The 11,121-nt window shown below is 71.0% G+C and carries 11 protein-coding genes; 6 read left to right on the top strand and 5 right to left on the bottom strand.

Annotated features, from left to right (window positions below; genetic code table 11):
- Positions 1-357 precede the first annotated feature (357 nt).
- Positions 358-1,311: a helix-turn-helix transcriptional regulator gene (locus QMG73_RS39020; protein ID WP_281904118.1), complete on the bottom strand. Its 954-nt coding sequence runs from the start codon at positions 1,309-1,311 to the stop codon at positions 358-360.
- A gap of 64 nt (positions 1,312-1,375) precedes the next feature.
- Between QMG73_RS39020 and QMG73_RS39015 the strand changes: the two genes are divergently transcribed.
- From QMG73_RS39015 to QMG73_RS39005, 3 genes are all read left to right on the top strand, one after another.
- Positions 1,376-1,837 (top strand): hypothetical protein, encoded by a 462-nt coding sequence (locus tag QMG73_RS39015; RefSeq protein ID WP_281904116.1) that lies wholly within the window; start codon positions 1,376-1,378, stop codon positions 1,835-1,837.
- Positions 1,838-1,999: 162 nt separating this feature from the next.
- Positions 2,000-3,856 carry a diguanylate cyclase domain-containing protein gene (locus QMG73_RS39010; RefSeq protein WP_281904114.1) on the top strand — a complete coding sequence of 619 codons (1,857 nt, stop codon included), beginning with the start codon at positions 2,000-2,002 and terminating at the stop codon, positions 3,854-3,856.
- 227 nt (positions 3,857-4,083) lie between these two features.
- Positions 4,084-5,508, top strand: coding sequence for an endo-1,4-beta-xylanase (locus tag QMG73_RS39005; RefSeq protein ID WP_281904113.1), 1,425 nt, complete (start codon positions 4,084-4,086; stop codon positions 5,506-5,508).
- Positions 5,509-5,563: 55 nt separating this feature from the next.
- Here QMG73_RS39005 and QMG73_RS39000 read toward each other — a convergent pair whose 3' ends face one another.
- Positions 5,564-5,980, bottom strand: coding sequence for an ATP-binding protein (locus tag QMG73_RS39000; RefSeq protein ID WP_281904111.1), 417 nt, complete (start codon positions 5,978-5,980; stop codon positions 5,564-5,566).
- The gene (locus QMG73_RS38995; protein ID WP_281904110.1) at positions 5,967-6,839 is read right to left on the bottom strand and encodes an MEDS domain-containing protein; all 873 of its coding nucleotides are present in this window, start codon (positions 6,837-6,839) and stop codon (positions 5,967-5,969) included. The genes QMG73_RS39000 and QMG73_RS38995 overlap by 14 nt, the downstream gene beginning before the upstream one ends.
- 63 nt (positions 6,840-6,902) lie before the next feature.
- Between QMG73_RS38995 and QMG73_RS38990 the strand changes: the two genes are divergently transcribed.
- Positions 6,903-7,196 carry a hypothetical protein gene (locus tag QMG73_RS38990; RefSeq protein ID WP_281904109.1) on the top strand — a complete coding sequence of 98 codons (294 nt, stop codon included), beginning with the start codon at positions 6,903-6,905 and terminating at the stop codon, positions 7,194-7,196.
- A gap of 31 nt (positions 7,197-7,227) precedes the next feature.
- Positions 7,228-8,274 carry a LacI family DNA-binding transcriptional regulator gene (locus tag QMG73_RS38985; protein ID WP_281904107.1) on the top strand — a complete coding sequence of 349 codons (1,047 nt, stop codon included), beginning with the start codon at positions 7,228-7,230 and terminating at the stop codon, positions 8,272-8,274.
- Positions 8,275-8,319: 45 nt separating this feature from the next.
- Here the strand turns inward: QMG73_RS38985 and QMG73_RS38980 are convergent, their stop codons facing one another.
- Positions 8,320-8,466, bottom strand: coding sequence for a hypothetical protein (locus tag QMG73_RS38980; protein ID WP_281904105.1), 147 nt, complete (start codon positions 8,464-8,466; stop codon positions 8,320-8,322).
- Between the two features lie 172 nt (positions 8,467-8,638).
- On the opposite strand from QMG73_RS38980, the gene QMG73_RS38975 reads away from it, so the two are divergent.
- Positions 8,639-9,592: an AbfB domain-containing protein gene (locus QMG73_RS38975; RefSeq protein ID WP_281904103.1), complete on the top strand. Its 954-nt coding sequence runs from the start codon at positions 8,639-8,641 to the stop codon at positions 9,590-9,592.
- A 12-nt stretch (positions 9,593-9,604) separates the two neighbouring features.
- Here the strand turns inward: QMG73_RS38975 and QMG73_RS38970 are convergent, their stop codons facing one another.
- A complete protein-coding gene (locus QMG73_RS38970) occupies positions 9,605-11,095 on the bottom strand; it encodes an RICIN domain-containing protein (RefSeq protein ID WP_281904101.1) in 1,491 nt (496 codons plus the stop codon).
- Positions 11,096-11,121: the final 26 nt, after the last annotated feature.

Genomic DNA, 11,121 nt, shown 5'->3' with positions numbered 1-11,121 from the left:
CGAACCGTCAGACAGTCCGAAACCTAGGCCAGGCAACGGCGTGCCCCAATCACCAACCCGACCCCAACCCACACATCGGGGCGAAGAGCCGCGCATTCGCCCTTGATCGACGTGCCGGGCGTGGCGACACGCCGTACCGGGCCAGCCTGGGGGCGGACGCGCGGGGAAACAAGATCCAACCACGTGCATTCGCCCTTGATCGGCGAACAGGGGGCGCCGCGGCGCGCGCGGAGAGGACCCGCAGGGCCGGGGCGCCTTGATCGACGGTGAGGGGGCGCCGCACGCGACCGCAACCACCGCGCGCACGGGCCGCGACTGCAAGCGCCGCGCACGGCAAAAGCGCGCGGCGCGAGGGGGTCAAATGGTGTAGGTCGTCGACAATGTGGAGACTGTTGCTGCCAGGCGGGCTCGCAACGATGCGGGTTCGAGGACTTCGGCGCCGGCGCCCAGGCGGAGGAATTCGCGTTCGGCGTGGGTCTCCGTTTCGATGGGGACGCGTGCCAGTACCCAGCCGTCCTCTTGTAAGTCGCCGGCCGCGGCCGCTTCGGCGACCGCGCGCCCCATCAGGTGGGGAAGTAGTTCGAGCGCGTCCGGCGACAGCCGGACCAGCGCCTCCCCGCGGTGCAGGCGGGTGCGGAATTCGGCGATGTGCTCGCGCCAGTACACCGCCAGGTCGAAGTCGGAGGGCCACGCGAACGTCTCGGGCAATACGGTCAGTTCGCGGATCTGGTTGACGCGGTAGGTGCGCGCGCCCCTGCCCGCGTTCGCCACCAGGTACCACTTGCCGGCCTTGAGTACGAGGCCGTACGGCTCCAGGCGGCGCTCCACCTCGCGGGTCCAGCCTTCGTAGCGTACCGACAGGATTCGCTGGTGCCAGACCGCGTCGGCCACGGCTTCGAGGTGGTCGGAGCTGTCGCCGTCGTGGTACCAGCCGGGCGCGTCGAGGTGGAAGCGCTGCCGCATGCGGGTGGCCCGTTCGCGTAGCGCGTCGGGCAGGGCGGCGGCGAGCTTGAGCTGGGCGGCGGCGACGGCTTCGGCGAGACCGAGGTCGGCGGCGGCGCGGGGCAGGCCGGTGAGCACCAGGCCGCGGGCCTCGTCGGCGGTGAGGCCGGTGAGGCGGGTCTGGTAGCTGTCGACGAGCTGGTATCCGGACGCGTCGCCGTAGACGGGGATGCCGGCGGTGCCGAGGGCGACCATGTCGCGGTAGATGGTGCGCACCGAGACCTCCAGCTCGGTGGCGAGCTGGTGGGCGGTGAGGCGCCCTCGGCTCTGCAACAGCAGGACGATCGAGAGCAGGCGGTCGGCGCGCATGGCCCCAAGTCTGCCGATCACCCCTGACACAACATGTCAGGGGTACCGCCATAGCGTCGCCGGCATGACGATCAGCGACTTCGACTTCCTGCACGGACAGTGGAACAGCCACCAGCGCCGGCTGACCAAGATCCTTCAGAACAACGAGGAATGGTACGAGTTCGACGCGACCCTGGACTGCCAGGTACTGCTGGACGGCACCGGCGTCTTCGACGTGCTGCGCGCCCCGGAGCGCGGCATGGAGGGTGTGACGCTGCGCCTGTACAGCCCCGAGGAGAAGGTCTGGCGGATCTGGTGGGCGTCGAAGACCAGCGGCGGCCGCCTCGACGAGCCCGTGGTGGGCCGGTTCGAGGGGAACGTGGGCACGTTCGAGTGCGACGACACCTGGGAGGGGCGGCCGATCCGGGTCCGGTACCGCTGGTCCCAGATCGACACCGAGCACCCCCGCTGGGAGCAGGCGTTTTCCCCGGACGGCGGCGAAACCTGGGAGGTCAACTGGGTCGCGACCTTTACCAGACGTCCGTAATCATCCCCATAAGTAAAGACTGCCCGTTTCCAACCGCAGACTTACTGACGGAAGACGGTTCGGACAGTTTGGGGGCGGGGTCGCTGCCGTTACTGTCGAGATCCAGGAGGGGTGCCCAGGGGGGCCGGGCGCCGAAGAGCTGGGGAAACGGCGAGGGGGAGGGTGGTCGCACCGTCGATGCCGCGCGACCCGGTCCTACGCGCACTCATGGCTGGCGCCGTGCTGGCCACCGTGTGGGTCTTCGCCGGGCCGTGGCCAGATGCGGCGTCCTGGCTGGTCCAGGCCGCGCTCGACGGTGTGTTCATCTGGTTCTCCTGGAAGGTGGCGACCCGCCCCCGCATCGACGCCTCGGTACGCCGTTTCTGGCGGGGCACCACGCTGGGCGGCTGCTTCTTCCTGCTCGGTGACCTGTACCAGAGCATCACCGCCGCCCGCGACCCGGAGCTGAACGCGACGGCCGGGACGGCACAGACCGTCCTGGTCGCCATGGGCCTCGGCTGCGTCGTGTGGGTGATGCTGACCCACCCGCTGCGGGTGGAGGGCCGCGAGCGCACCCGGCTGTGGCTGGACGCGGCGACGGTGCTGTGCGGCGTGGCGGTGTTCGCCTGGTACTTCTCGCTGAGCGGCGACTCAGCGCCGGACACGCCGGCGCAGATCGCGGTGGCACTGGTCGGGTCCGGGCTGATGCTCGTGTCGGCGTTCGCGATGTGCAAGCTGCTGCTCAGCGGCGCCGCGCCCTTCACGTTCCGCGCCGGGGTCGTCGGGGTGACCAGCGCCGCGCTGGTCGGACTGGAGACCTCACTGCACGCGGTCGTCGCGGAGGCGTCCGAGCCCGGCGTGCTGATCGCCCGCCTGCTGCCGTGCTTCCTGCTCGCCGCCGCGCCGCGGGTGCAGCAGCTCCAGATGCGGGTCGAGCCGAGCGGCGTGACCGCGCGCAAGCGCCGCCCCTACAGCCGGCTGCCGTACATCGCGGTCGGCGCGACCCAGGCGCTGCTGATCGTCGCGCTGCTCGACGAGGGGCTCAACCTGCGGGCGTGGGGCGTGGTGGCCGGCGTCGTCGCCATCACGGCGCTGGTCGTGGTGCGGCAGAGCGTGGCGTTCACCGACAACGCGCAGCTGCTCGCCAGGCTGGACGCGCGGGAGCGGCGGTTCCGCTCGCTGGTACAGCACGCGTCCGACGTCACGCTGGTGATCGGCGGGCGTGGAGTGGTCACCTACGCCAGCCCGGCGCTGCTGCGGGTACTCGGCATCGCGCCCGACGAGGCGCTCGGCATCGACCCGCGCGACCTGATCCACCCCGAGGACCGGCCGATCGCCGACCGGCTGCGGCAACGCCTCGAAGGCAGCCCGCGCACCACGGTGACCGTACAGCTGCGCGCCGGCAGCGCCGACGGCACGTGGCGGTGGCTGCAACTCGTGGCCACCAACCTGGTCGACGACCCGAGCGTCGAGGGCATCATCGTCAACGCCCGCGACGTCAGCGAGGAGCGCCAGCTCCAGGAGCGGCTCCGCTACGACGCCACCCACGACACGCTGACCAAGCTCGCCAACCGGGCGTTCTTCGACGAGCGGGTGCGGCTGTTCGCGAGCGAGGCACCGCACGCCGAGACGACGATGGCGATCCTGGCCGTCGACCTCGACGACTTCAAGCCGGTCAACGACGCCCTCGGCCACCACGTCGGCGACGCGCTGCTGGTGGCGGTCGCCGAGCGGCTGCGCCGGTGCGTGCTGCCGACCGACACGGTGGCCCGGCTGGGCGGCGACGAGTTCGCGATCCTGCTGCCGGCGACGTCGTACACGGGCGCGACCGCGATCGCCGACCAGATCCTCGCGGCGTTCCAGGAGCCGGCGTACGTCGACGGGCACGAGGTGCCGATCCGGGCAAGCATCGGCATCGCGGTGGGCACCGGCGCCGACGTCGACACGCTGCTGCGCGACGCCGACGCGGCGATGTACGCGGTCAAGCACAACGGCAAGGGCCGCTACTTCTACGCCGACCAGCGCGGTCGGGGCCGGTAAGCGGAGCCGATCACCGCGGGCCGTCCAGGTAAGCGCGTTCCGCAAAAGTACCGGAACGTCATGCGGGCATGTAGCAGGCAGTGAGCAGCCCCTGACCGGGATTATCCCGATTGAGGGGCGTTGATGTTTCGGGAAGATTTCCGGTAGCATCCTGCCATCGAGGCTCATCGAAGCGATGAGCCTGCCTGGCGCCCCCACCACCCACGAAGGTCAGGAGAGCAACAACCATGAGCAGACCGAAAGCGAGGCCCGTGAAACGCATCGCGTTCGCGGCGGCCGGCGCCGGTGCCATCGCCGCGTGCGTGTCGATGGTGCTCGCGACCTCGGCGACGGCCGCGACCACGCTCGGCGCGTCGGCGGCCGAGAAAGGCCGGTACTTCGGTGCGGCGGTCGCCGCCAACAAGCTCAGCGACTCCGTGTACACCACGATCCTGAACCGCGAGTTCAACTCGGTCACGCCCGAAAACGAAATGAAGATCGACGCGACCGAGCCGAACCAGAACCAGTTCAACTACACCAACGCGGACCGGATCGTCAGCCACGCGCGCTCGCGCGGCATGCAGGTGCGCGGGCACACCCTGGCCTGGCACTCCCAGCAGCCCGGCTGGATGCAGAGCATGAGCGGCACCGCTCTTCGTAACGCCATGATCAACCACATCACCCAGGTCATGACCCACTACCGTGGCCAGCTCGTCGCCTGGGACGTGGTCAACGAGGCGTTCGCGGACGGCAGCGGCGGCGGGCGGCGCGACTCCAACCTGCAGCGCACCGGCAACGACTGGATCGAAGTGGCCTTCCGCACCGCGCGGGCCGCCGACCCCAACGTCAAGCTCTGCTACAACGACTACAACACCGACAACTGGACGCACGCCAAGACCCAGGCCGTGTACAACATGGTGCGCGACTTCAAGTCCCGCGGCGTGCCGATCGACTGCGTCGGCCTCCAGTCGCACTTCAACAGCGGCTCGCCGTACCCGAGCAACTACCGCACGACGCTGTCGAGCTTCGCGGCTCTGGGCGTCGACGTGCAGATCACCGAGCTCGACATCGAGGGCTCCGGCACCACGCAGGCCAACACGTACCGCAGCGTGGTCAACGACTGCATGGCCGTCGCCCGGTGCAACGGCATCACCGTGTGGGGCATCCGCGACACCGACTCGTGGCGCGCCAGCGGCACCCCGCTGCTGTTCGACGGCAGCGGCAACAAGAAGCCGGCGTACGACGCGACGCTGGCCGCGCTGAACGCCGGCACCGGCACTCCGACCACTCCCCCGCCCAGCACGCCGGGCAACCCGACCACCCCGCCCCCGACCACGCCTCCGCCGACCACCCCGCCGCCCACCACCCCACCGCCGGGCGGTGCGGGCTGTACGGCCACGGTGTCGATCAACCAGTGGACCGGCGGGTTCGTGGCGACGGTACGGGTGACGGCTGGCTCGTCGTCGCTGTCCGGCTGGACGGTGTCGATGACCCTGCCGGGCGGCGCCACGATCACCAACGCGTGGAACGCCAACCGCAGCGGCAACAGCGGCGCGGTGTCCTTCACCAACGTCAGCTACAACGGATCGGTGGCCGCCGGGCAGTCGACGGAGTTCGGCTTCCAGGGCAACGGCACCGGCTCCGGAATGACGCCCACGTGCGCGGCCCGCTAGCCGTTCTCCTCGGGTAGGTAGGCGAAGGCGCCCCCACAAGGGGGCGCCTTCGTCGTCAGGGGGCCGGGATCGCGGCGGTCACGGTGGCGCCCCGGCCGCCGGGCCCACGGTCGATGACGATCCTGGCGGCCAGGTTGCGGCAGATCCACATGCCGCGGCCGCCGTCGAGCCGGGTCGGGTCGGGAGGGGTACGCCCAACCGTCGCGTCGGGTATCCCCGGCCCGCGGTCGGACACCTGGCAGTACAGGTGCCCGTTGTCCCGCCAGAGCCGCAACCGCCCGCTGCCGCCGCCGTGCCGGATCGCGTTCGTGGCCAGCTCCACCGCGACGATCAGCAGGTGTTCGACCTGCTCGTCGGGGGCGCCGAGCGCGCTCGCGTGCGCGGCCAGGGTGGCGCGCAGCGCGTAGAGCCCGTCGGCGTCGAAGGTCTGGTCGACGTCGACCGCGGCGTCGAGCGGCTCAGCGCTGCTCATCGACGCGGTTTACCCGTAGTCGGGGCGCGGCATGCGCGCCAACCAGGTCCAATACGAGCGCCACCGCCCGCCGGCAGGTGATCGTCATGCGGCGCGACGCCGGCAGCCGCGTCGCGGTGGCCACGATCAGCCCCGCGCACGCCCCGTCGATGAAGTCGAGCTTGGACAGGTTGACGTGCATGTGCCGGTCGAGCCGCGTCGACTCGGCGAGCGCCTGCTCCAGCACGTCGGCGTGCCGGTAGTCGAGCTGCCCGGCCACCCGCACGCCGGCCGGGCTGTACTGCCGGCAGACGCGCAGCAGCGGGTGGTCGACGTACACCTGCGCGGCCACCGTCTTCGGGTGCGCCTTCGCCGCGAACGCCAGCGTCACCGCGTCGAACCGGTCCCGGTCGTACTGGCAGATCAGGCACAGCCGCCCGTCGGCGAACAGGTCACCGACCGCCGTCTCGAACGCGACAAGTTCGTCGGCCGCGGCGAGGGGCCGGGTCGCCCAGCCCATGTCGGCGGTGACCCGCAGCCCGCTGTACCCCTGCCGCCCGGCCTGCTCGGCCTCGCGCGCCAGGACGTCGACCATCCGCGCCGCGCCGCCGGTACCCTTGCCGAGCAGCAGCCCGTCGACCGGCGCGATCTGCAGCTGCCCGCGCCGCAGCGCGGCGCCCGGCCGCACGGCCCGCTCCGCGAGCTGCCCCGCGAGCGCCTCGGGGCGCACCGACTCGGTCCAGCAGACGACCTTCTGACCGGCCCGCAGCCCGTCGCGCACGAACGCCGCCACCAAGTCGAGCCGCTCCTCCGCGTCCGTGAACGTCACGCAGGCGTGGTCGCCGGCCTCGACCGTGTCCGTGGTCACCGCGTCTGTCATCCAGCTCCTGCCCCGCTCGAAGGTCATCATCACGCTAGTCCACGGTCCAGGTAGGTTCTTGCCGTGTCCCGCCTACGTACCCTCTCCACGGCCGCCGCTACCACGCTCGGCCTGGTCGTGCTCTTCGTGGTCTTCATCGGTTTCAAGGACGACACCGCGCTGGTGGCGGCGCTGTCCGCCGCCGGCACCGTCGCGGCCGGCGCCTTCGCCGCGGTGGCCGCGGTGGGGTCCATGCGGGCCGCCGCGGAGATCGAGTACCGGGACCAGGACGGCGTGGGGCACTGGCAGGACACCTGGAAGGTGGCGACCGAATCGCCGGCCACCTTCCACCAGGTCGGCTCGAACCTGGCCGACTGAGCTACTGTATCGATTAAGAAAGGGGGTCGCGGTGAGGCCCACGCTCCAGACCGTCGCGGACGCCGTCGGCGTGTCCCGCAGCACCGTCTCCAACGCGTACGGGCGGCCGGATCAGCTCTCGCCCGAGCTGCGCGAGAAGATCCTCGAGGCGGCGCGGCGGATCGGGTACGCGGGACCGAACCCCACGGCCCGCTCGCTGCGGCGCGGCCGGGCCGGCGCGATCGGCGTGCTCTTCACGCCCACCCTGTCGTACGCGTTCACCGACCCGTACGCCGTCGAGTTCCTGCGCGGGCTGGCCGAGACCGCCGAGAACCACCGCACCGGGCTGCTGCTGGTGCCGCTGGGCGCCGACGACGAGGGCGCGCTGAGCGCGGTCCGCGAGGCGTCCGTCGACGGCTTCTGCGTGTACTGCGTGCCCGGCTGGTACCGGGCGATGAGCGCCGCCCTGGCCCGCGGCCTGCCCATGGTCAACTCCGAGTACCAGGGCGAGCTGTACGTCGGCATCGACGAGGCGGCCGCCACCCGCGCGGTCGGCGAGCACCTGACCACTCTCGGACACCGGCGGTTCGCGGTGATCGGCACCTACATCGGCACCGACCCGGAGACCGGACCCACGACCGTGGGTGCCCCGGAAGACCTGCCGTCGTACGTGAGCCGGGAGCGGCTGCGCGGATACCGGGACGCGTTCGCGGCGGCCGGGGTGCCGTGGCCGGACGTGATGACGGTCAACGCGGCCACCAACACCCGCGAAGACGGTGCCGCGGCGGCGGCGTACGCGCTCGACCGCGACCCGCACCCGACCGCGCTGGTGGCCACGACCGACGTGCTCGCGCTCGGTGCGCTGGACGCCCTGCGGGAGCGCGGCCTGCGCGCGGGCGCCGACGTGTCGGTGACCGGCTTCGACGACGTGCCCGCCGCGGCGGGCGCCGGGCTCACCACGGTGCGGCAGCCGGCCTACGAGCGCGGCCGGATCGCCGGCGAGCTGCTACTCGACCCGCCGGACGACCCGGCACGGCGCCGCGTCACCCTCGACACCGAGCTGGTGGTCCGCCCCTCCACCGGCCCGGCTCCTGTCTGACCGCTCAGTCGCACCACTGTCCACTGTGGTTCTCGGGTGCTCTCCTCACCCGGCGAACGCGATGCCGACCCCGGCGACGACCATCGCGAGCGCGCCGATGACGATGAGTATCGGCTTGCCAACGCGCCGTTTCCGGCCCGATGCGGGGCGCCGGTGCCGCGGAGTGTGGGCGGGCCGTTTGGGTGCTTCCATACGGCGACTCCTTTCGCTGGTGTGCGTCTGAGTCTCCGATCAGTGCTCCGCCCCTGCCAGAGTCACTTGTCCCTACCTCTCGGTAACGAATTCGGGGGGCCTTCTGTACGTGGCAGCGCGGTCCCGTTATGGTGATCGCCTTGCCAGCGTTGGGCCGGTTGCGGGAGGACTCGTGTCCGATGAGGACATCACACGGCACCGTCTGCGGGTCGGGGGGTGGCTGCCCTCGTTCGACGGTGACGGTCAGGCCCGACCCGACCTGCTGAGCGACCAGCCGGCGAGCGCGGGCACAGACCTGGTGCGGTACGTGCCGCAGCCGGGCGTGGCGACCCACTCACGCGCCTTCTTCCGGCGACGGGTGGCGATCGCGGGCATGACCGTCGTGGTCTTCGTGACCGCGGTGACCGTGGTGTCGTTCCAGCGCGGCGGCGTCGCACCGGCGACCTCCTCCCCGCCCGGCCCCGCGTACCTGTGGCCGCAGGCGGAGGACCTCAGCACCAGTTCCGGCCTCGGCACGGCGGCGGCCCCCGCACCGGGTACCGCCACCACGGCCCCCGCGGCCGCCGGTGGCGGAGACAACGGCGGGCGACCGGGAGCACCGGCGGCGCCGGGGCGGACGACGGAGGGCACGGGTGGCAAGGCGACGCCGGCCACACCGCCGCCGGCGACCACCCCAGCGGGAGCCACGCTGACCGTCGGCGCGAGCGTCGGGCTGGAGCCGATCGGCCTGTCCGGATACCGGGTGCGGCACCGGAACTTCGCCGGCCGCGTCGACCCGATCGGGTCCCGCAGCGGCTCGGCGGACAAGGCAGACTCGACGTTCAGGGTGCGGCGAGGACTCGCCTACAACCAGTGCTACTCGCTGGAGTCGACGAACTACCCGGGGTACTACCTGCGGCACCAGAACTTCCGCATCTACCTGCACCGCGTGGACGGCTCGCAACTCTTCGCCGCCGACGCCACGTTCTGCGCCGTCAGCGGGCTCGCCGGGCAGAACACCTCACTGCGCTCGTTCAACTACCCCGACCGGTACCTGAACCACCGCTCCTCGGACCTCTACATCTCCAGCGCGAACACCAGCACCGAGCGCCGCGCGGCCACCTTCATCGTCCGCCCCCCGCTCTGACCCGGATCCGGGTCAGCCCCAACGTTGCTGGATGCGGTCGTACTCCGCCTGGCTGAGCGGCAGCACCGTGCCGTGGCGGGGCCGGCCGGGCATGGTGTAGCCGGAGACCATCGTCCACTGCCCGGTGCTCAGGTCGGTGGTCGTAAACGGGATGTAGCCCCGACCGCCGTACTCGTCGACGTACAGGTACCACCGCTGCTCGGTGTTCGACTTGAACACCAGCGGTCCCTCGCCCTGCGAGATCGACCCTCGACCGATGCACTCGGCGACGAAGGAGTAGTTGCCGTTGAGGATGGCGGTGGACCGCTCGGCCAGGATGAACTTGCCACAGGCCGACTGCGAGGCGCTCCGCTCGTCCTTTGTGTACCGGTAGTACGTGCCGTTGTGCTTGATAAGCGTCGAGTCGATTGTGGAGTATCCCTTGTCGACCCACACCTGCGCGGCGCTGAACGTGCGGAAGTCGCGCGTGGTCGCGTACATCATCCGGTTGTAGCTGCTGCCGGTGTGGTTCGGATCGCTGGTGGCGTAGAGCTTCGAGGCCCAGTAGACGACGTACTGGCCGAGGCTCTCGTCGTAGTAGGCCTCCGGCGCCCAGGTGTTGCCGGCGGTGTCCGGTGACACCCGCGCGAGCCGGGGCGCGCTCCAGTTGACCAGGTCGGTCGACTCCCAGACCACAATGGACTTGCTGCCTGTGCGCTGTGCGGCGTCCCAGTTGCCGTTGCCGTAGATGCGCAGGTCGGTCGCGATCTGATAGTAGCGGTCGCCCTGCGGCGAGCGGATGATGTACGGATCGCGCGCCCCGCGGGTGCCCACATTGGAGGTGAGGACCGGTTGGCCGCCGCCCAGCTGGCGCCAGCGGGTGGGGTCGTTGCCCTGGCTGAGCGCGAAGTAGACCTGCTCGCCGTTGGCCGTTCCCTCGCCGGTCATGTAGCTGAACAAATAACCGCCGCCACCGCCACCTCCGCCACCGACGAGCACCAGTCTCCACTGCTGGTTCGTGCCGCCGTTGTCGGTGTACTGCGAGATCCGCCCGCCGTCGGCGGTGGAGCGCCCCCACACGTCCAGGGCCTTGCCGCTGTTGCGGTTGATCAGCTTGACGTACCCGCTGTCCGTGTCGACGACCCGGAACTGCTGGTTGGTGCCGCCGTTGTCGCCGTACTGCACCACGTTCGCACCGTCGCCCGTCGACGCCGACGCCACGTCGATCAGCTTTCCGCTGTGCCGCGCGCGCAGCTTGTAGTAGCCGCCACCCGCGTCGACGAACTGGAACTGCTGGTTGGTCTGCGTGGACGTGGCCCACTGCTGGACACCCGCACCGTCCGCTGTGGACTGTCCGGCGATCTCGATCGCCTTGCCGCTGTGCCGCGACACGATCTGGTAGTGGGCGGACGGGTCGATCACCGCCGCGTCCGCGGCGGAGTGCGCGACCAGTGCCACCGCGCCGGCGACAAGTGCCGCGCTGGCGAGCGTGAGAACGTGACGGAGCTGGCGACCGACAACCATGCCTGAGTGTTAGCGACAACACGATG

Origin of the sequence: Phytohabitans aurantiacus (genome assembly GCF_027923225.1) — a bacterium.
GTDB classification, from domain to species: domain Bacteria; phylum Actinomycetota; class Actinomycetes; order Mycobacteriales; family Micromonosporaceae; genus Phytohabitans; species Phytohabitans aurantiacus.
Note: the sequence above shows the minus strand (reverse complement) of the source record. Positions and strands in the feature narration are given on the sequence as shown.

What these genes read in the sequence shown, in the direction of transcription:
- QMG73_RS39000 (WP_281904111.1), bottom strand. Translation starts at nt 5,980, where the DNA reads ATGAGCAGCGCTGAGCCGCTCGACGCCGCGGTCGACGTCGACCAGACC.
- QMG73_RS38995 (WP_281904110.1), bottom strand. Translation starts at nt 6,839, where the DNA reads ATGACAGACGCGGTGACCACGGACACGGTCGAGGCCGGCGACCACGCC.
- QMG73_RS38970 (WP_281904101.1), bottom strand. Translation starts at nt 11,095, where the DNA reads ATGGTTGTCGGTCGCCAGCTCCGTCACGTTCTCACGCTCGCCAGCGCG.
- QMG73_RS39005 (WP_281904113.1), top strand. Translation starts at nt 4,084, where the DNA reads ATGAGCAGACCGAAAGCGAGGCCCGTGAAACGCATCGCGTTCGCGGCG.
- QMG73_RS39020 (WP_281904118.1), bottom strand. Translation starts at nt 1,311, where the DNA reads ATGCGCGCCGACCGCCTGCTCTCGATCGTCCTGCTGTTGCAGAGCCGA.
- QMG73_RS39015 (WP_281904116.1), top strand. Translation starts at nt 1,376, where the DNA reads ATGACGATCAGCGACTTCGACTTCCTGCACGGACAGTGGAACAGCCAC.
- QMG73_RS38980 (WP_281904105.1), bottom strand. Translation starts at nt 8,466, where the DNA reads ATGGAAGCACCCAAACGGCCCGCCCACACTCCGCGGCACCGGCGCCCC.